The sequence below is a fragment of the Candidatus Neomarinimicrobiota bacterium genome (assembly GCA_016784545.1).
Classification (GTDB): Bacteria; Fidelibacterota; UBA8477; order UBA8477; family JABMPR01; genus JABMPR01.
This window is the reverse complement of sequence record JADHUM010000007.1, coordinates 14880-36640: the sequence shown is the minus strand read 5'-3', so window position 1 is coordinate 36640 and position 21761 is coordinate 14880. Positions and strand designations below refer to the sequence as shown.

At 43.6% G+C, this 21761-nt stretch carries 12 protein-coding genes; all 12 read right to left on the bottom strand.

Annotated features, from left to right (window positions below; genetic code table 11):
* Positions 1-5: 5 nt before the first annotated feature.
* The 12 genes from ISR87_02895 to ISR87_02840 all read right to left on the bottom strand — a co-directional run bounded on the left by ISR87_02895 (position 6) and on the right by ISR87_02840 (position 21671).
* Positions 6-1301 carry a galactokinase gene (locus ISR87_02895; protein ID MBL7024377.1) on the bottom strand — a complete coding sequence of 432 codons (1296 nt, stop codon included), beginning with the start codon at positions 1299-1301 and terminating at the stop codon, positions 6-8.
* Between the two features lie 24 nt (positions 1302-1325).
* Positions 1326-2342 (bottom strand): UDP-glucose--hexose-1-phosphate uridylyltransferase, encoded by a 1017-nt coding sequence (locus ISR87_02890; protein ID MBL7024376.1) that lies wholly within the window; start codon positions 2340-2342, stop codon positions 1326-1328.
* 15 nt (positions 2343-2357) lie between these two features.
* Complete coding sequence (locus ISR87_02885; protein ID MBL7024375.1) at positions 2358-3992, bottom strand: sodium/sugar symporter; 1635 nt, start codon at positions 3990-3992, stop codon at positions 2358-2360.
* 10 nt (positions 3993-4002) lie between these two features.
* A complete protein-coding gene (locus ISR87_02880; GenBank protein MBL7024374.1) occupies positions 4003-5097 on the bottom strand; it encodes a galactose mutarotase in 1095 nt (364 codons plus the stop codon).
* Between the two features lie 32 nt (positions 5098-5129).
* On the bottom strand, positions 5130-6158 hold the full coding sequence (locus ISR87_02875) for a LacI family DNA-binding transcriptional regulator (protein ID MBL7024373.1): 1029 nt from the start codon (positions 6156-6158) through the stop codon (positions 5130-5132).
* A gap of 17 nt (positions 6159-6175) precedes the next feature.
* Positions 6176-8839, bottom strand: coding sequence for a T9SS type A sorting domain-containing protein (locus ISR87_02870; protein MBL7024372.1), 2664 nt, complete (start codon positions 8837-8839; stop codon positions 6176-6178).
* Between the two features lie 87 nt (positions 8840-8926).
* Positions 8927-12097 carry a DUF4981 domain-containing protein gene (locus tag ISR87_02865; GenBank protein MBL7024371.1) on the bottom strand — a complete coding sequence of 1057 codons (3171 nt, stop codon included), beginning with the start codon at positions 12095-12097 and terminating at the stop codon, positions 8927-8929.
* 16 nt (positions 12098-12113) lie between these two features.
* Complete coding sequence (lysA, locus tag ISR87_02860; GenBank protein MBL7024370.1) at positions 12114-13310, bottom strand: diaminopimelate decarboxylase; 1197 nt, start codon at positions 13308-13310, stop codon at positions 12114-12116.
* Positions 13311-13329: 19 nt separating this feature from the next.
* Positions 13330-15393, bottom strand: a complete 2064-nt coding sequence (locus ISR87_02855) for a glycoside hydrolase (GenBank protein ID MBL7024369.1) — start codon at positions 15391-15393, stop codon at positions 13330-13332.
* A 90-nt stretch (positions 15394-15483) separates the two neighbouring features.
* A complete protein-coding gene (locus ISR87_02850) occupies positions 15484-16461 on the bottom strand; it encodes a PorV/PorQ family protein (GenBank protein MBL7024368.1) in 978 nt (325 codons plus the stop codon).
* Positions 16462-16495: 34 nt separating this feature from the next.
* Positions 16496-18601, bottom strand: a complete 2106-nt coding sequence (locus ISR87_02845; protein MBL7024367.1) for a hypothetical protein — start codon at positions 18599-18601, stop codon at positions 16496-16498.
* Positions 18602-18614: 13 nt separating this feature from the next.
* Positions 18615-21671 carry a TonB-dependent receptor gene (locus ISR87_02840; protein MBL7024366.1) on the bottom strand — a complete coding sequence of 1019 codons (3057 nt, stop codon included), beginning with the start codon at positions 21669-21671 and terminating at the stop codon, positions 18615-18617.
* Positions 21672-21761 lie beyond the last annotated feature (90 nt).

Genomic DNA, 21761 nt, shown 5'->3' with positions numbered 1-21761 from the left:
CCATTTTATGGAAGGGTAAGAATTTGCATAGCGCCATGGTGTCGGATACTCAATACTTGTAGAGCACCTACTCCAATTGTATCGCCAATCAGTTTCTTGTAGTCACCAATGTCGTCTTTATGAATATATGCCTGGATGGAACCAGCAAAACCCCCTCCATGCACGCGAGCAACCCCCCTACCATTTTTTTCAATAAATAGCTGAGAGACACCCAGGGCGTAAGTAAGACCCTGATCTCGACCATCGCTACCGGGTGGAATGGAATTTTGAAGGATATTTTGAGACGAGGCTCCACTAGCACACACAGCCTTTAAATAGGCTTCAAAATCTCCTACTTCCAATGCCGAGACCATTTGATCGACGCGCTTATTCTCACTGTAAAAATGCATGGCGCGCAAGATTGATCTATCCCCCAGCTTGCTTCTGATGGAGACTATATTTTTTAGGAAGTCAGCCTCGTGAACAGTACGTAAAACGTCAGATTCCAATAGATTTGCTACTGCTCCCATTTCGAAGGGAATTGAAGCGTAGGCTGGAGTAAGATCAGCGTGATTACCACCTGTATTAATCACAAGGAGTACATACTTTTCCGCACTAAAATCATGACTTATTTTCTGAATATCTAAATGATTGGGATCCTTAAAATCAATTGCCATTATCCCACCAACAGCTGATGCCATCTGATCCATCAATCCACAGGGCTTGCCAAAATATTGATTTTCTGCACATTGTGCTATTTGGGCAATCTTACCAGCAGATAATCCACTCTGGTTATAGAGATGATTGACTATCGTGCCGATGAGAACTTCAAAACTTGCTGAGGAAGAAAGTCCCGACCCCATGCCAACATCACTGGTTATTTCTGCAGAGAAGCCACCACACTCTCCCCCAGATTCCACAATACCTGCAATCACCCCTCGAATGAGCGAACTTGTTTTTCCTTTTTCAGAAGGTCTTATATTTAGATCTGAAACTTCAACAGTAAATATTTCATCAAAGCCCTTCGAGCGGACAACTATTCTTCCATCTGATCTCTTTGCTACGGCCGCTAGAGCATCATTTCTTACTGCTGCACAAATAACCTTGCCAAGATTGTGGTCAGTATGATTGCCTCCTAATTCAGTTCGACCCGGCGCGCTAAATAGATGAGTTGCCTCAAAATCTGCTCCTTCTATTAACTCTGAGATTCTATTTAAGGCGAGTTGATAGTCTTCTCCCCCTCCATACAAGTCCTTGAATAAGTCCAATTGGCCAGATTCTCGAATCTGTTTATTCAATTTATCTATTGACCACATCGACATCTAAAACTCCAATTTTATTAGACTTTATTCTGATATTTCTACTAGATGTTTAGCAGCCATTTCTGGAGTAATATCTCTTTGTGATTCAGCAAGCATCTCGTATCCGACCATAAATTTCTTGATTGTTGCGGATCTAAGCAGGGGTGGATAAATATGGGCGTGCATCGTCCAGTGGTCATTGTCCCCTCCCGTATTTGGTGCTATATGCCAACCCATACTATATGGAAAGGAGATGTTAAAAAGCAGATCATACTTCTTTAACAATACCTTGAGGATGTCAGCTAGATCACAGATTTGATCTGAATTCATCCCATTCATCTGAGTCAGATTCATTCTGGGAATAATTATCGTTTCAAAGGGCCAGGTAGCCCAAAACGGAACCAATGAGACCCAGGATTTGTTTTGATAGACTATTCGCTCACCCCCAGCACATTCCTTTTCAACATAATCCAATAATAAGGGACGCCCGTGAGTTTCAAAATACGCCTTTTGGTTTGCATCTTCGCTTTCAATTTTTGACGGTACGAAATCTCCGGCCCAGATCTGACCATGAGGGTGAGGATTTGAAGCACCCATCATTTTGCCTTTATTCTCAAATATCTGCACATAGCCATATTTGCGCATAAGATCTTTCTCTTGATCCCTCCAAGTTTCTATGATTGTTTCGATTTCACTCAGGGATAATTCAGCAAGTGTCTGATCGTGTCGGGGTGAATAGCAGATAACTCGTGTCGTTCCGCTGGCTGTCTTCCAGTGAAAAAGGTCATCACCGATATCTGATGAGGTATGGTTCTCGTCAAGCAATGCCGGAAAATCATTGGTGAAGACGAAGGTTCCCTGATAGTCAGGGTTCTTATCACCTTTGGCTCTACTTCCTCCTGGACAGAGATAGCACTCAGGATCATGAGAGGTTAATGATTCTATCTGAATTGCCTCAAGCTGACCAAGCCATGGACGATCTGCACGGTGGGCTGATACTACCACCCATTCTCCTGAAAGCGGATTGTGCCGCCGATGAGGCTGGTCTCCCGGAAATTTCATTCGTGCACCGAAGACCTACCAGAAGACTGCGTACAGTGCTACCAGGATCACTCCGATAATCATTGCACTGATATTAAAGACAGGTTCCGTTTCGAAGTATTTCCTGGAAACAGGAATCCCCTTGGGATCGCTGGTACCTTTGCCTTCAATCTGGCTGACAATAGCAATAATAATCATAGTGGCAATCCAGACGATCATCATCTGATGCATCCAGGGCATGGAGGTACCCAACTTGAGCACCAGGGCAAGGGGGATTGAAGAAACAGCACCCCAGATGGCAGCATTGTTAGTCGATCTCTTATAAAATAGACCCATCATGAATACACCAAGTATTCCGGGGCTAACCAGTCCAGTGTATTCCTGAATGTACTGAAACATTTCCTTCACGGAACCCAGGGTTGGAGCGACCAGAACGGCAATAACCAGGGCAGCCAGAACAGCTAAGCGACCCACTTTGACTGTGGCTTTGTCATCAGCACCTTTATTGATGTAGGCACGATAAATATCCATGGTGAAAATGGTTGAGGTTGAATTCAACATGGAAGCCAGAGAGGACACGATGGCTGCAGAGAGCGCCGCAAGCACGAGTCCTTGCAATCCAGTGGGCACAAATTGACTGATTAACCAGGGATATGCTTTATCATAGTTGATTCCCACTCCACCTGTACTAAAGGCCTCTTTCACACCCGGAATGGCGGCTGTGCCTTCAGGAGACGTGAACATGACATAGGCAACGATACCAGGGATCACAACAATGAGAGGAATGATAAGCTTCAGGAAGGCCGCAAAAGCAATACCCTTTTGAGCTTCTTTTAAGGATTTGGCAGCAAAGGTTCTCTGAATGATATACTGGTTAAAACCCCAGTAGTACAGATTGGCCACCCACATCCCACCTACGAGAACGGCAATACCAGGTAGATTACTAAAACTGGGATGTCCCTTCTTTAGAATCATGTGGAAATGATCACTCGCGACGTTGTAGATATGTGATAAACCATTCAACATTCCACCATCTGGTGTTACATGGTTCACAGCGATGATGGAGGTAATCAAACCACCCACTATCAACAGGATAACCTGAATAACATCAGTCCAGGCCACAGCAGACAGACCGCCCCAGATGGAGTAGGCTGCAGCAAAGAAAGCCAGCGCCAGGATACCATGCATGATATAATCACCATTGCCTGTGCCTAAAATGGTATCAAGTGCCTTAGCACCGAGGAAAAGAACTGAGGTGAGGTTTACAAAAATAAATAATCCAATCCAGAATACTGCTAGAATTGTTTTCAGGTTTTTGCTGTAGCGAACCTCAACAAACTGGGGGATGGTATAAATTTTCTTTTCAATAAAGATGGGCAGAAAATATTTACCGACGATGAGTAAAGTAAGCGCTGCCATCCATTCGTAGGAAGCAATTGCCAGACCCAGAGAAAATCCAGATCCTGACATGCCTATAAACTGTTCAGCAGAGATGTTTGCAGCAATCAGCGATGCGCCAATGGCCCACCAAGGTAGTGATTTACCAGCGAGGAAATAGTCCTCGGCGTTCTTCTCATGACCTTCTTTGGTTCTGGATACCCATAAGCCAACCGAGACTATGAGAATAGCATAGGATGCAAATACCAGATAATCGACTAATGAAAACTCCATTGTGAATTCCTTATTTGTTTAAAACATCAAATTTGTATTGGATTTGATGGTCATATTCGTCGTTCGCCTCAAGCACCGGGGATGGAAATTTGTTCTCTCTGGGAGAATTTGGATATTCTTCTGGTTCCAGGCAGACAGCTTGCCATTTATCAAAGGAGATTCCACCCTTCCCCTTAACGCTTCCATTCAGAAAGTTTGCTGTATATAACTGCATAGCTGGTGCATTCGATGAGAGGGTAAGCGATCTTCCACTTTCGATATCCTCGAGCACAGCCATACTTCTCAGGCTACCGTTTGGCTCGTTAATTATGAAACAGTGGTCAAATCCGCCTGCAATTGTTAACTGGGAATTATCATCCACGATTCGCGAGTGGATTGGAATTTCATTTCGAAAATCAAAGACTGAATTTGCTACAGATCTTATTTCTCCAGTTGGAACCATATGTTCGTTGATTGGTAAATATTTTTGAGCCTCAATTGAGAGTAAATGAGAATCAAGGTCAGATGCAGGTGTACCGGACAAATTGAAATATGGATGCAGTGAAACATTTATCACTGTCTTCCGGTCACTCATTGCCCTTATTCTAATATTCAATTCGTTGTCATCATTTAGGGCATATAGGGCACTAACAGATAAATTTCCTGGGAAGCCTTGATCACCATGCGGGCTATTATGACTCAATAAAAGCATTTCGCCCTTCCCCGAATCTAATTTTTCAGCCTCCCATACAACCCGATTGAATCCAATTTGACCACCATGAATACAATTTATCCCATCATTTTTTGTCAATGGATAAGCAGTATTATCAAGTACGAATGTTCCCCCCGCAATTCTATTTGCAAACCTCCCGATTACAGCACCCATATATGATTCATCTTCCAGATATCCTTCCAGATTGTCATACCCCAGGAGTATATCAGAAAAATTGCCGCTCAAATCAGGTGTCTTTATGGATTGCAATATTCCACCATAATTGAGAACATTGACAGATAGCTTATTATTATTTGTCAAACAATATTTGGAGATTTTCTCGCCAGTTTTTAGCTGACCAAAAGGATATTCAGAAATTATACCACACGTCTTTATTTTGACATTCTCACTCATTTTGAACTTCTTAATTTTGCGATACCTATAACTTATTTTATTTGTCGCTGAGTTGATTCTCTAACGATAAGTGTAGTCTCAACTATCCGGGTAAATTTCTTCCGTTTCTCCATTACAGTATTTAGTTCATCCATCAAAATTTGGACAGCTTCTTGTCCCATTTTATATCCATGCTGGTCAATGGTTGTTAAGGGAGGGTCAATAAGTTCAGTAATGGGATTGTTACTAAATCCAGTAATTCCAATATCGGCAGGAATGTTTAATCCCATTGCAATTACTTCTTTGTGAGCACCAACGGCTACTGGATCATTAATGGCAAAGATCGCATCTGGCGGATCAGATAACTCAAATAGAGTCTTTATCCCTATTGTACCGGATCGTTCTTCTAAGGTCCCATGAATAACAATTTCTTCATCATACTCAATGTTATGTTTTGCCAGCGCTTCTCTATACCCTCTTAATCGTTCCCTTGCTATACTCAGATAGGTTGGCCCAGCGAGGTGACTAATGCGTCTATACCCCATTTCTATCAAATGTTGGGTGGCCTTAAACGCCCCCTCGTAATCATCAACAATCACTTTGGAAACATCTAAATTATCCAGGACGCGATCAAATAGTACAACGGGTATGCCCCTTCGCAGAAATCGTCGAAAATGATCTCCATCCTGTGTTGTTTGAGAGACAGATGCTACGATTCCAGCCACTCTATTTGATAGCATGTTGTGAGTATTTAAGACTTCACGGTTATAATCCTCGTTAGATTTGGAAACGATAATTGTGAATCCGTGCTTGTACGCTAAATCTTCCATCCCATCTATTGCTGAGGAAAAAAAGTCATGCTTTATCTCTGGCACAATTACCCCAATTGTCCTTGAGGCGTTTGTCTTAAGATTCTTGGCTATGCTATCCGGGAAGTAGTCAAATCGCTCCGCCACCTTTTTAACTTTGGTGATAGTTTCTTCTGCAATGCCTGCATGGTCTTGTAAGGCACGTGAAACAGTCGAAATGGATAAACCAAGTTCGTTAGCGATATCTTTTAATGTTGGTGATTTTCGATTCATGAATTGCTATCCCTCTCCTACTTCATCAGCATCAACTTGGAGATGTGATAGTTATCATCGGTCTGAAGACGGCATAAATACATACCTGAATCATATCCTGCGGCATGTAATTGCAGAGAGTATGTCCCTGCTGGTTTGGATCCTTGATCCAACACTTCCACGAGCTGTCCCCGAATGTTATAGAGCTCAATTCGAATATCTGATCTTCTATCTAAATCATATAGAATTGTCGCAGTGGAATTGAACGGATTAGGATAGCTGAATACCTTATGTCCCACAGGCATTTCAGGATCACTCGCAGCACCATCCACTATGGTAAACTTATCCAGGCGCCAGTAATAATGTTGCTGATTACCACTGAAAGAAAAATAGACTTCTTTATCTTTGACTGCTTCGAGATCAATGATCTCTTGTTGCCAAACTCCAATTAGAGCCTCGTGAACAGCAATGGTTTGTAGGGTGTACCAAGGTCCATCTGAATTGGAGCCATATTGCAATTTTAAGGAATGCTCTGGCGTTCCACCTGCTTGAGTAGGATCCCAAGCTCTTATTTCTTGAAAGCTGAGTTTTGGTCTTCTAGCACTTCTAAGATCAATTTGCGGGGAAATCACCCTAAAAGACCCTACCCAGTTTGGTCCATACGACAGTGCTCTATCACCATCAAAAGGAGCTGAAACCCAGTGATCATTTACTTTGTCGTAAACTTCCATACTATCCTGGGAGGTCAGGAGGTCCAAAGAGCTAGCATTTGGGAGACTCCAGCCCGAGGTACTTGATCCTGGCTGATCATATTCAAAATCTTCCCAGTACACAAATCCATAGGGCATCCCAACCATGAAGGATTTGCTGTAAGTAACCAGCTCCGCTGTATCAGTAATTTGAATAAAGAGCTCCAGCTCCTCACCTTCTGGAAAATCGGGAGATAACGAAAAGGGAATGATCAGGTAGGTTGACTCGTCGATATCCAATCTGCTAATGGTGTACGAAGTGTCTAAATCGACGAGATAGTCAACATCCTGCTCATCAGGTCTAATGGTGATCGTAATATTTTCGCCGGCTCGCTGACCATGGTTAACCAGATCAAGTACGAGGGATACCCGTTCACCTGGATCAAATTTCCCATCTGAATTCCCTGAAACTTCAGCCGCTACAATATTCGCATGGTACTCTGCTTTTTGCCCAATTGTTATACTGTAGTAGTATCTCATGCTATCCAATCCAGAGTGGATGGTATAGATTAATTCTGCTATATAGGGCACGGGTATGTTGGAATTCAAATCTACAGTATGTCTTATTTTCAGACTCGAATCCACCTCAATTTCACCAAAATTAAAATCCGGATTATGAACAGTTATCCAATCCCTGCTTGAGCCTGAGGAGTGTAGGCTGAGATTTGAATTTTCTGAGCTCTGCCCCCCTACATTTTTTATTTCAAATTCAAGTTCAACTGACTCTCCCGGATCAGCCAACCCGTTTTGATTGTCATCAGCAACAATCTGTGGTGAATTGAAAATTAAGAAACTACTTGAATCTGGTAGATCAGTATCGAGGACAGCCCCTGCAGTTTGAATGTGATTCTGGAAGGCAGTGCGGGTTGTATCATTCCAATTGATAACCCCATCATATATATATGGGCTCATAATATATCGACTGTCATGGGCTACATGGGTTGCGCCCCAATTATGACCGGCTTCGTGGGCTTGAAAATTAGCCAACCAACGGGTTTCTCCCATCCCCCAAAACTCAACAAGATGATGGCGCCCAAACTGTCCGATTGTGTTAAGCCATGCATATGAGTAGCCAATGATCCTGCCAGTCCAGAATGTTGCAATGTCATGCCAATTTGAGACGCCACCGCCTGCGACCCAATTATCAACAGCCCTCAAGTAAGCACCTGCGTCAGTTGTCTGAGGCAGACCCCCAGAATAAGAATCAGCGAAAATGATCATCTCAACAAGCTGATATTGAATATTGAGTTGATTGTAGTAGGCGTCCATATAGTTCAATATGCTGAGAAGTTCGTTTGCGAGCTCCATGCTGGAATTCGCTTTCAAATAGGCTTCATAATCAGCGATTATTGCGATTTCGGCGGTAAGCATACCATTCTCCGAAAAGGTCTTATGCATAGCAATATTATTTGGATTGAGGATTTGCTTCGAGTAGGTCGTTGGTGATAAGCTAAAGTCATCCTGATAGCCACGGACCTGCTCAATCCCTCCACCATTTTGAATAGCACGAATCTGAATCGAGCTGGATTTTTCAAATTCTTGATTTTCCAGAACAAGCCTCTCGCCAGTACTTGTTTGAATGAACCCGGATAGATAATTCCTAGCCACGGTTAATCTCACCTGACTGCTAGGATCATCTGTAATCGTCCCTCTGTAAGTGGATGCCAGGGGTTCCTCAATCTCGTAGTGCCTATCATCCCTGATTTCAACGATCCGAGCACTCGCCTGTACAAGGTGAAAGCGTTCAAGATGTAAATTGTAGATATCATTGCGACCCAGATCAATTTCCAATCTTACAGATTCTTCTGCTTTAGCATCCAGCAACACTTGAATATCGCCTGTGATTGATAGGGAGACGCCTTTATCCACTGAAAGAATCAACGATTTCTTTTCTTCGACTCCCATGAGTTTTGCAGTATGGTTTGCAGCTGTGATGTCCTGGACTACCAGCACGCAGAAAAACAATAACAAGCATCTCGGGCTAAGAGGAAAGAGCAATTTGTCTGAGCCAATCTTCATAATTTATTCAGCTTAAATGCCTCAGTTCCCCTCAGGCAGTCCAGATTGGGCGTTACGCTTGTTGAAGGGCTGCAGCCTGAAATTAAATGAATAATCCTGTGCCTGAAGTGTATAGGCATCATGGGGTCGAGCACCCCAGCTATTATCCCCACCTACCCCCATTTGCTGAAGATCAATATTCCAGGTGACAATACTTCCTGGTTTTACATATGTTCGTCCGTGGCGCTGGGCTTTGCTCACAAAATCAAGCAATTCATAATCGTACTGATGAGCAGCTGTGCTTAACAAAGGATCACCATAAGCCATCATGCCATTGCCCTCTTCATCATAAACTGCCATCCACCTCACATCGGTTTTATTCCCAGTTTCCTGCGGTCTCACGTACGGAAAATACTGATCCCAAATAGAACTTGAATATCGACCGATAGCTGCACTTGTTTTGCGGTCCCAATAGCTTTCATGTGGTCCCCGTCCGAACCATTCAACTTGCTTAAGTGAGCCAGGGAGCTTGAAGGTCATACCGTATCTGGGTATCTCAGGCAGGGACTCAGCTTCTACCTTGAGATTCATGGAGATATCTGTCATCCCTTGACCATTGATGACATAATTCAGCACAAGACCTAGACTGTCAATAGTATTATCGAATGTAGCCTCTATCATGACCTGTGAATCATTAATTTTGTCCGAAACCAAATTCACCAGCTGCATCCTTTCAGGCATATCTTTCCATACAGCGCAACGATTCTGCATACCGTTACCAATATCATTGTCATTTGGAGCGCGCCAGAATTGAGGGGCGAGGGCAGATTCGATATATTCGGTTTCAAGATGCTTATATGATTCTATTAATCCGCTCTGCTCACCGACTGAAACTGAGAACCCATCTCCAACAATAAGCAACATTCCATTCTTCTTGATTATTTCGAGGGTGGGGCTGGATTGCTCCACTTGATCTGCTACTGGAGCCTGGATTAAAAATTGATCCCAGGCAACTACATGATTCACAGGTAAGAGCTGTTTCGCTTGTTTTACTTTTGAAATGACTTTCAGGTGATATTCATGTGCCTTATTTACCTCATACTCAGTTGTCACTATTTCCACCTTCACAGTTGAACCTGCCTCAATGAATGGCAGCACAAGCTTTCCTTTGGCCACAGTGACTCCATCCTCGGCTATTTCCCAGCTATGCTCCAGATTGGAAAGATCAAGGAAGTCATATCGATTGGTGACACCTATTGTGTTGGTCACAGGGTCATAATCGCTGAACTTTAACGGTTGATAAACTTTCTTAACCTCGTGGATATGTGGATTTAGAGAACGGTCCGCAGCTACCAGACCATTTGCACAAAAATTTGAATCATTCTCTGCATACTCATCTCCGAAATCACCACCATAGGCCCAATACCATTCACCTTCTGGGGTTTCCTTATAAATGGTCTGATCCACCCAATCCCAAATAAAGCCACCCTGAAGATGTTTATACTCATCTATGGCATCCCAGTAGTCCTGCAGGTTCCCGACACTATTGCCCATGGCATGTGCATACTCACACAGGATTAACGGCCTTTCTTGAGTTTCGGAAGCGTATTTGGAGATAAATTCAATACTCTTATACATTGGGCATACAATATCAGTATGCGCCTCATACCAGGCCGGTTGATACTGAACAGGTCGGGAAGAATCTCTCTGCTTGATCCATTTATAAAGTTTTACAAAATTTTCACCATCACCTGCCTCATTGCCCATGGACCAAATAATAATTGAGGGATGATTTTTATCTCTCTCCACCATCCTTTGACCTCGATCGAGCCATGCACCCAACCATTTTGGATCATTTGCAATAAGACCATAACCTTCATCATGATATCCCATACCATGTGATTCAATATTGGCTTCATCTACCACGTAGAGACCATATTCATCACATAGTTCATACCAGCGCAGATGATTAGGGTAGTGACTAGTCCGCACCGCATTGATGTTATGCAGTTTCATCAGGCGAATATCCTGAACCATGGATTCTTCGGAGATATATTTACCAGTGTGAGGATCATGTTCATGTCGATTAACACCACGGATGGTGATGGGAGTTCCATTCACCAGGAGCTGCCCTCCAGCGATGCTCACATTTCGGAATCCGATTTTCTGGCTAATCACTTCAACGGGTTTATTCTGAGCATTAATTAGGGTGAGGATAAGGGTATACAGTTCCGGAGTTTCAGCTGTCCAGGCTCGTACTTCTGGAATTTCATAACTATATGTGATTGTCGTTTGTGACGAGCCGACCATTTCCACAGCCTGATCATTTTTATAAATATCTTCCCCTCCAATAGCTTCAAGAATCCGGCATTGGAGTTTGTAGCCCTGGGGCTTCACTGCTTGAGTGTTTTTAATATCCACGTCAAGTTTGAATAGACCATTTGTATAGTTTTCACCTAAATCTGCATGGACGAAGTAATCACTTATCCGAGTTTTTGGTGAGGCATAGATGTAGGCATCGCGTTCAATCCCGCTGATCCGCCACATATCCTGACCCTCGAGGTAACTGGCATCACTAAACCGGTAGACTTCCAGTGATACACTATTCTTACCTGGTTTAACAAAATCCGAAATCTCAAACTCAACAGGTGTTTTGGACCCTTGTCCATAGCCAACAAATTCGCCATTTATCCATAGATAATAGGCAGATCTGATGCTGCCAAAGTGGATAAATACATCTCGTCCATCCCAGTTTTTGTCAATAGTAAAATTTCTGCGATATGAGCCCACAGCGTTATAGTCGTGGGGAACCTTTGGTGGATCAGGCGTGAAGGGATATTCTTCATCCAGATAGATTGGTGTACCATAGCCTTGCATTTCCCAATTAGTTGGGACTTTAATTTTATCCCAGTGACCTACATAACGAAACTTCTTGAAAAAATTCTTGGGCCGCTCGGTTGGGGTAGCGGAAAAGTTAAAATACCATTCCCCATTCAAGTCAAACACATATTGGCTGTTATTGCGAATATCAGCGACTGCCAGAGCTTCATTTTCATATGGAAATTTTACCGCGTGAGGAGCCACCCTGTTGATATTGATGATCTCAGGGTTCTCCCAATATGTTTTAGAATCCATATCAACTGGTGATGCCTGTAGCAAACCTGCAAATGCAATACTCATAATAGCTTGGCCCGTATGTTTAAATTGTATCATTATGATTGCTCCTGCTTTATAATCGAATCTCAACTTGATTGCTCATAAGGTCTGCATATTCCTCCCTGGTACGGATCAGCAGAGGTGGACCGTCATTAACCAAAACTTCTGGTGGCCGAGGACGCGCATTATACTGGGATGACATACTGAAACCATAAGCCCCAGTATCCTTGATGGCTAGAATATCTCCTTCACGTAACTCAGGAAGCCGATATTGCTTGGCGAAGTCATCTGCTTCACAAAGATTTCCCACAATATTGTACGCCTGGTGTGCACCATCGGGATTAGAAATATTCTCGATTTCGTGGGACGAACCATAGAGCATAGGTCGGATGAGATGGTTAAAACCTGAATCGACACCAGCAAAAGTGACTTCCCTATTTTTCTTGAGCACCTTCACTTGCACATAAAGTGTTCCGGCTTCACTCACCAGGTAGCGTCCAGGTTCAAAGCGAAGATGGATTTCTCGGTTGGTTTCCTGCTCAAATTCAATCAATAATTGACTGAGTTGGTACCCCACCTTACCAATATCAGTTGCTTCAATTTTTCTGGGTTTTGGATTTAATCCACCACCAAAATCGAGGTATCTGAGTGTAGGAAATTCTTTAGCTGCCTCCAACATCAATTGTGCACTTCTCCGAAGAATATCATCTCGCATAATGACATGACTGGAATGAATGTGCAGACCTTCCACCTGGATTTCATATTTAGAAACGACTGCCAGAATCTTATCAAACTGAGCATATGGAATGCCGAATTTGGATTGCTCGTACCAACCCAATGAGCTTTCCTTGTTATTCTCCAGAGCTATATGTGGATTAAAGCGAATACAACAAGGTACGGAGGCACAATATCGTATTCCAAATTTTTCGAGATTGGATAAGTTTTCGATATTTATACCTACCCCAATCTCAACAGCCCTTTCCAACTCAGAAAAATCAACCAGATTGGGAGTAAAAATGATCTGATTTGGCTCAAATCCGGCTTCTAAAGCCATTCTAATCTCAAAAAGGGAGACAGTGTCAACCCCAGTGCCCAACTCCCGCATAACCTTCAATATTTTCTGGTTTGAAAGTGCCTTCATGGCATAATACAGTCGAGTTTTACCCTGAGGAAGTGCATTTGTTAAATCTTTATGTCGTGCTCGAATGAGATCAGCATCATACACATAGCAGGGTGTCCCCACTTTTTCGATAATTTGGCTAATATTCAATTTGAATCCCCAATCACTCCTACAATTGCCATTGCATCATGAGCAGGTGGGCTGCGGACCATGAAAAGTGATTTACTTTCATCCCTTCGCCAGTAAGCGGATTATAATTCTCACGGATAGGACCCGTAGCATTCAACAGACCTTCTGCTCGTTCAATAATCTGCCTTGAAAAAGTATCTGCATCTTCTGTATATCCATATCGTCTTAAAGCAGAGACAGCAAAAAATGCCTGATCCAGCCACACTGGTCCCCTCCAATATCCCGACATGAACGCAGGATTGTCCTTTGCCACAGTTGGAAACGGTATGTGAGTAGCAAATTTTTCTTGATCAATCATAAGTTCTCTAACTGCAGCAGCTTGTTCCGGAGTGGCTAGCCCAACCCAGAGAGGTATCCAACCTTGTGGGCCAAAAACTTTAATCTGGGATTTGTCATCGAGTTTTACATCATAGAAGAATCCAGATTCCATGTCATACATCAATTTTCTAATTTGTTTTCCCAACTCTACGGCTTGGGCTTTGTATTCAACAGCCTCTTGCGGTCGATTCAAGGCTTCTGCCAGATCTGCCAAACATAGTTTCTCATACCATAAATAAGAGTTCAGGTCAACCGATTCCTGGTCCATGGACCAGGCAAACTCATTATTTCTTAGCATGGCAGTTGAATCATAATGGAGTCCATCATCTACACCACTTTCCCACTTTGCTGCCTCAATGGTTCCATCTGTACTGCCATATTCGCACAATCCATTTTGATCGTGATCGCGATTTTCATACCACCATTCATGGTATTTTACCAACTTTGGATAAATATTATCTACAAAATCAAAGTTTTGACTGATCTCGTATAATTCTTTCACCGACCAGGCCGCAAGCGGTGGCTTGGTATTGCGCCAATTGTCCTCAGTACTGTCTGCATAAACACAATCTGCGATCATTCCATATTTATCCTGGTGATCAAACATGGTCAGGATCTGTTCTTCGGCGAGCTCTGGCTCAAACCTGGCAAGCGCGACGGCATGTTTCCAGGAATCCCAACCCCAAAAGCCATTAAAATACCATACGGATGCAGACGGGAATAGACCTCCATGCTCCAGAGATCCTCTTGGGGCTCTCCAATTGGTGATTAAGGTTTCCAACGACTTGATGGCTACTCGTTGGTATGAGACATCCTTCAGGAGGATGGACTCAGAATCAAGAATAGAGTTTATATAGCCATTCCATCTCGTTTCATTCTCATCACTGGATTTGGCTGAATTGAGAAGCAGTGCCTGGGCGTCAGCGGAAATCTGCTCCAGCACTTCGACCTGATTCCCTTCAGAAAGGCTAATGATAATAGGGAATTCAGTTTCCTCGCCGGGATTGACCAAGATTGTATTGGAATATGTGATTTCATACCCGCTCCCGTCTGCGTTCAAATTGATGTCACTAATTACCTCGGAGGGTATGTGAATACCGATCAAATCCTCTGATCTCTTGAGTAAGCCAAGAACGGAGGATTTCGTCTTAAAAAATGATATGTCTTCCAACCAGGAGTCACCCCTCCATTTTAGTGAGATGCTCATTGGTTCAGACGATACATTTTTAATTATTGAAACGATGATGGCCAGTTGGTGATTATCGAACCACAAGGATTGGTTTAGCTCAATTTTTGTTGAGAACAATGAAGTTTGAATTCGCCCAGGCAGGTAGTAGTTCGTTCTTTCCGCACCGCCAAGCAAATCTTGAGATTCACCCCCTTCGACCTCAGTCACTTCAAGAGCTGCGATTATCTTGCCAACCCATTCACCTCTAGACATGAGCATCGGTCCAACAAAACCACTCAATTCTGAGGAATAATCGCTGTCAGGAAGTGCAAAACCAAACCAGGCACCCTGATCTGCAAAAAAGAAGGCATCAAAATCATTGGTATGCTGTGGAGTAGCAACAATATCCAGAACATCAGGAAATTCAATTCTGGTTCTCTGCGCTTGCAACTCGTCTTGTACGGGCGCACACTCCTGGATTAATAGAGTATTCAGTATAATCATTAATAGCATGGGAACAGCTCTGGTCATAGTCCTATTATTTGTGCCTAAAAACATACTCTCCACCTTCTTTTCGCGTTGGTTTTTGCAGGCGATTATTGAAGCTTATTGAAGCAACTGACTCTCAGTTCACTTCAATATATTTGGCTAGAAGCTAGCTGATATGGATATCCTGTTTACCGGTGAAAAATCCCCAGCCTGGCTTAAAGCATAGCTGATATGCGTGCCAATACTACCAAGTGACAGATTCACCCCTGCTCCCAGGGAGAGACCTTCAGAGTCATAATTGAACTTATAACCAGATCGAAGAAAGAACATATTGTTCAACCCATACTCCAGACCCAGGTGTACACGCTCGGTATAATCCCTTGGGTGAACCGCATCAAGAGCAAGCAGCAAGGATTGGTTTTTAGACATCCCCAACACTTCAAAAACGTCTGCAGCCAAACCAATAATAAAGGTTATGGGCAGCTCAAAACTGTATTGCTCATAGATCATCTCCTGACTGAAATTCCGAATACTCATACCAAATCGGAAGCTACTCGTATTGGGGTAAAAAATGGTCCCAAAATCCCATACCAAACCACTAGTAGTATTTGATTTATTTTCACCTTCAACTTCATTCTCACCTAGTTTTTGGCTGGCATACCGCATGTGACCGCCGAGAGAAAACTTGTCCGTTAGCTTCTTGGCGTAGGCAAATCCAATTGCACTGGCCGCAACCTCGACACTCCCAGTCTCAATAAATCCAAATTCATTATCTGCTACCTGTGTCCCGATGATATCACCGTAGTCGGCAGTCTGATAAGAAAATCCGAAGGTACCGATGTTTCCAAATCGCTTTGAAATACCCAAGGTGATGTACGAGATATCAGCAATCCATTGTGTCTGGTTTGTAAACACATCCATTCCTCTGCTTTGCAGGGCTATCCCAGCAGGATTATAGAACAAATTCTCAGCCCCATTTCCAGCGAGAGTCACTGCTCCCCCCATGGCAGCCGCCCTTGCATTAGCATCAATCTTCAAGAATTGATATCCAGTTTGACCAACCTTTTTCAGTTCGGCCTGACCAGGCACCACCGCAATCGCCAGGACTAGTCCAAAGAGCAGGATTCTTGTATTCAATCTATTCATCATCATCTCCATAACTAGACCACCATTACCTTACAATCACAAATTTGACCATGGCGGATTCTCCCGTATCGTTGTCCGTGACATGGGCTATATAGATTCCGCTGGCAAGGCGTTGTCCGCTCTCTGTAACTGTGTGAAGATTTGCTACATTGCCTCCCCAATGTTCTGCACCAGATTTATCTTCGTGCTCCAGGGTCTTTACCAGATCTCCACTTTCAGTATAAACCTTTATTGTTGCCAGTGCTGGCAAGCCTTTGAATACGATCTTCTCTTCCTCACCAGGCCAATTATTGCCTGAAAGATTCAATGGATTTGGAACCACGCGAATCGCAGAAAGTGTTTCACCTGGTGCCTCTGTACGGTAAACAGCAGCTGTGGTGCGGTTGATATTCCAACCAGATTCCAAACTACGTACTCCTCCATGTGGGCTGGGACCGTTGCTCAATCCATCATCGAAGGCAGTGACATAATAATAGTAGCCTACACCCGGCACAGCCGTTGTATCTTGAAATTGGTGGACAACTGGAGTCCCCGTATTGCCACCGCAAATAAAGACCTTGATAAAGCTTGTATCAGGATGGCTTCGATACACCCGGTAACCAGAAAAATCAGCATCCAACTCGCTCTCAATGCCCCAATTCACCTCAATAAAATCCGGGCGTCCAATAACCTCTAAACTTGGAGGACGTGGTGGGACGGGTAGATCATAGTCATTTTGTACACCCATCTGGGCTGCAAAGGCATTTTTAAAAAGTGAATCTCTTCCGGTAGAAACCCAACTGTCTTTGGCCCAATCATTCGTATCGTCGTAGAGGTCAGGATTGTCTTGGAATGGAGGTGGTAAAATGTCCAGGCCGTCCCAGGTTGCGTTACCCTGTGCCCAGTCTTCTCCCACACTTTGTCCCAGCTCAGGACTTATAGTTCCTACAACCAGCGCAAAAACAATCCGAATTGACTCATCAGGTCCCAGGGTGTAGGGACCCATGGAGGCATGGGTAACCGCTCGCCAAAGCCACCAGGGAAATTCATCAGGGTATTTATAACCTTGTTCGTCCATGCGCTCGCTGTGCTTGGTACCGGCAAAAACATTATCAGTTTGATATGGGAGATTATACGGTGCATTTCCAAATCCATTTTCCAGAACATCATAAACTTTGGCAATGTCGCTTGGGCTATAATTGGCTGCTTCAAATTTTAAATATTTAAGCTCTACTGTATTTACACCTGTGATGGCAGGTTGAGCCCAATTATCGGTTTTGTCCGAGGGCGAAGTATCCACATGAAGGATTGCTTCACCTACATGGAAGGCAGAGCTTAGAAAATCACTGCCAGCATCAGGACCACCATAATCATCGTAATCACTTTTCGACCCTCTGGCGGGGTACGCATACATCATACGGAGAGAATCATCAAGTCTTTCTCCATAGGTTGAATACCATGGTTCACCCCTACCAGGAGCGTAAAAATTATTCATGCGCATGAAGTACAGACCCTCCAGGGTCTGATTGGGAAGTTCAATATCGTCATCCATATCAACATTTCCTGTGTTGGTAAATGTCCAATCGTAGATAATAAAATCATCATAATCAGGACTACTCCAAACAAACGCCCGCTGGTCCAGGGTTAGACCTATAATTGTGTTCACCTTGCTCTCAAACATCATATCAGCGGTACCAGGTATATAATCAGGATCAACAAAATCTCCCGATAATGGAAATGCATCACTTAATATCTCACCATTAACCTTCACAATAGGGGGCTCATGTCTCAAATAGCGACGCAGTGTTAATCCGTCCTCATCCTTAATGGGAAATGTATTATTGATCTCATTGGCACCAGCCGTAGCCGGCCCTACAACACGGTGGTTCCACAAATTTCCATTCTCATCAGTCCAGTCCTTTATACCCAGATGCCATCCAGCATTGTAGATGAGTGGCACCCAGTAGTCATCGTAGTAGTAATAGGCAGAACGACTACCCGCTAGCTGATCCTGATCGGTATTGTCAACCACCTTAACTTCGATGTTTCCGATCCGAGCCCACTTAAAGGTACCGGCCTGTAAACTGAACATACTCAAACAAAGTAGCAGGACGATATGTAGCAGATGTCTATTTGCTGATCTATTTTTCATTGTCCTTACTCCCTTAAAAATTAACTCGAAGACCGAAGGTGAACCTTCTGGGATTCAGATCCAGGAGAAACGCCCTATTCGGCATATTGATGTGTTCCTTATCTGTATCTCCAACACGATCATCACCCGCTTCAAATCCTGCATCCTGGTATGTTTCACCCTCGTACATGGGAAGATGTAAACTGTACATGTAGTCTCGGAAATCGTCCCCTCCATCGAAAGCAGCCATGCTCATATACTGTAGCCCAAGGAAGTTTTGGACATCCAGAAACGCATTGACCCTGGATGAAGAGAGGGCAAAATCTTTGGAAAGACGTAGATCAACGGCCAATCTGTCCTTCCACTGGACATTGGAAGCAAGCTTGAATGTTTCAAGAGGATCCCATGTCATATAATCTCCTGCTTTCCAATTGAAGAGAATGGACATTTGTAAATCTTTGAAGATCCGATGACCAAATAGCTTGGGCCCGAAATAGTCTGGGGTGTGGAAATTCACATTCGACCGAGCAACTGGACGTGCTAGAGGTTTTTCCTGCAATGGATTCTGGGCACTATATCTGGCATCTGACCTGGGGTCTTCATAGTAAGCTTGACGCCCAAAATATCCAGAGGATCGAACCACATAGTCGAAATTAAGCCAACCCGTTACCCAATCTCCTGATCGTTTCTCAACACGTAGTTCAAAGCCTCTGATATCCTCGTAATTAGCATTTTCCACGGTCTGGTAGTTTACACTTCCATCTATACTGACATAACGCACATATCCACTCTGGTTTGCCACATCCTTGTAATAGCCTGAACTGTGCAGCAGGATCATGTCGTTTAGAGCATATTCCACTCCCAGTTCATACGCTGTTGTTCTGGGGATATCCATAGAGGGATTCCCTAAGAAAGTGATTCCCTCATAAAATGTACCGTATCCTATTTCATACATATCAAGACTGCTGGGCATGGAATAGAAGTGCCCGTAATTGAAGAATAGCTTTGCCTTGTCAGAAATGGGATGACTTATACCAAGACGGGGTGAGAGTTTGATTCTGCCTTTAGCAGGTTCTGTGGTAACCACTTCCTCAAAGTCATATTTCTTGGTTGAAGAAAAGTTAGCGTCGTAACGATCAACCGTGTACCAATCCTTGTTGGGCTCATTCAAATCAACCCTGAGACCTACGTTTGCAATAAGCCCTTCGATCTCAACCTTGTCTTGTACATATGCCCCTACCCTCAGGGGAGAACTTTGAGACTGTGCTCGCCAGTTATTCGGCGGAGCATAATCATAGCTGGTAGAATAATCACTATTTAGATCGTCATAGTTTAGCTCGAACCCAGTCTTGAGCTCGTGTCGTTTATTCAACTGACTCGTTAGATCGAATTTTACATTTAGGTTACTCGTGGTAGTATTATCTCTGGCTACACCGCCCAAAGAGGCAAATACCATGTTATCACCGCTGGGAGTATAACGGTCATCAACAATAAATCCGAAAGGAGCTTCGGTTACACCCTGGGAGCCGAAATAGCGAACGATTGATGTATCCCTCATATCCTGGGGTCCTGAGGATCTATTTTTTATACCGGTGTTAGAAATGCGCAGACTAAGAAAGGTTTCCTGATTCACCACATAATCCAAACTAAAGCCCAGCATATTTCGGTAGATATCGAAAGGGCTTAGCGCTTCTGGCCAATAGAGTGAAGCACCCCCACCATTGGCATAGGCATCACTGTTGGCCATATAGTGGTTAAAGATGTCAGTTGCGGACCTCAGGTAATAATTGAACCCCGCTCCTTCTGGATCCTGAGTGACAGTGTTGATCTCACCATATAACGCTTCCAGTTTCATCTTCATCTTTGCCATTGGTCTAAAGACGAGTTTAAGCTGACTATTTGCCTCCTTGAAGTAATCCCGGCTCGTGGGCAGGGCAAACATTTCAAGACGACTATGGTGACTGAAAAAGAAATTCACATCCCAGAGCCGCTTTGTAAGCAATGGAATGGGTCCACTAAAAGAGATGTCAAGATTGTAGTCAGGCAAGTGACCATATTGCCCTTCCTGCTGTCCCAATTCCTCAGAGCCCTCAACTCGATGATACCACAGAAATAGGTCTCGGGCTTCCCGAGGGTTCATATCATTGTTTGGATCTGAGTCAAGTAAAGTTCTATTGGAAATTTTATTCCACCCCTCAAAATATGGATAACTGGCCTGTTGTTCTTCAGTCCAACCTCCATCTTTTGTCCCTGTCCACATCACCAGGGGGTCTAAAAAAGGTTTTAGATAATAGTTATCTGGACTGAATAAACTGTTGCCCCCATGTTTAAGTCCTGAAGGGTTAATCTGAAAATCGATTGAACCACCGTAAGAATCCGGGGAACCGTCCTTTGTGACTACATTTATTAGGCCGGAACGAATGTTACCATATTCTGCATTGAAGCCCCCCTTGATAACATTGATCTGATCGATAGCAGAGAGATTCACCATCATGATGGGCTCATTGCTCCGATTGTCAATGACTGACAATCCATCTACCATCAAAGCAGTTTGGTCGAATCCTCCGCCTCGCAGACGGTTTTCATCAAAACCAGCTTCTAGATCAAGATAATCCTTTACATCCCTGACCATCGGCACGGAGGTCATATCTTCACCGGAAACACTCAGTTCACTTGCAGAACGATCCATCACGATGACTTTTCGATCAGCAACCACGATCACTTCACCACCCTCTAGAACCTTCGTAGTTAGCGAAAAATCGGATCGCACTGTATGATCGACGATAACATATATACCAGTTATTGTTATGGATTGGTAGCCAATCATGGAAGCGGTGATATTGTATTCTCCAGGAGGTACATTTGTGATATAGTAATCACCCTCTAGATCTGATTGCGCACCCAATATCGTACCGTCGACAACAATATTGACACCAGGCAATCCCTCTCCATTTTCAGCATCAATTACCCGCCCGGCAATTTTACCCGTGACACCGGCAATTACCGGACTCTGCAGGCTGATAAATAGAATCGAAATCATCAGAACTGCTGAAATTTTTTGCATGGTTATGCGACGATTTTGATTTTTCATAGGTCATGCCTTCCTCAAGATGATACAGATAATGACGTAGGTACCGTCACCGTGTTGGAACGGTTGAATCCAAAATAAGTTATTGAAATC

What these genes read in the sequence shown, in the direction of transcription:
- ISR87_02855 (MBL7024369.1), bottom strand. Translation starts at nt 15,393, where the DNA reads ATGTTTTTAGGCACAAATAATAGGACTATGACCAGAGCTGTTCCCATG.
- ISR87_02875 (MBL7024373.1), bottom strand. Translation starts at nt 6,158, where the DNA reads ATGAATCGAAAATCACCAACATTAAAAGATATCGCTAACGAACTTGGT.
- ISR87_02885 (MBL7024375.1), bottom strand. Translation starts at nt 3,992, where the DNA reads ATGGAGTTTTCATTAGTCGATTATCTGGTATTTGCATCCTATGCTATT.
- ISR87_02895 (MBL7024377.1), bottom strand. Translation starts at nt 1,301, where the DNA reads ATGTCGATGTGGTCAATAGATAAATTGAATAAACAGATTCGAGAATCT.
- ISR87_02840 (MBL7024366.1), bottom strand. Translation starts at nt 21,671, where the DNA reads ATGAAAAATCAAAATCGTCGCATAACCATGCAAAAAATTTCAGCAGTT.
- ISR87_02865 (MBL7024371.1), bottom strand. Translation starts at nt 12,097, where the DNA reads ATGATACAATTTAAACATACGGGCCAAGCTATTATGAGTATTGCATTT.
- ISR87_02845 (MBL7024367.1), bottom strand. Translation starts at nt 18,601, where the DNA reads ATGAAAAATAGATCAGCAAATAGACATCTGCTACATATCGTCCTGCTA.
- ISR87_02880 (MBL7024374.1), bottom strand. Translation starts at nt 5,097, where the DNA reads ATGAGTGAGAATGTCAAAATAAAGACGTGTGGTATAATTTCTGAATAT.
- ISR87_02890 (MBL7024376.1), bottom strand. Translation starts at nt 2,342, where the DNA reads ATGAAATTTCCGGGAGACCAGCCTCATCGGCGGCACAATCCGCTTTCA.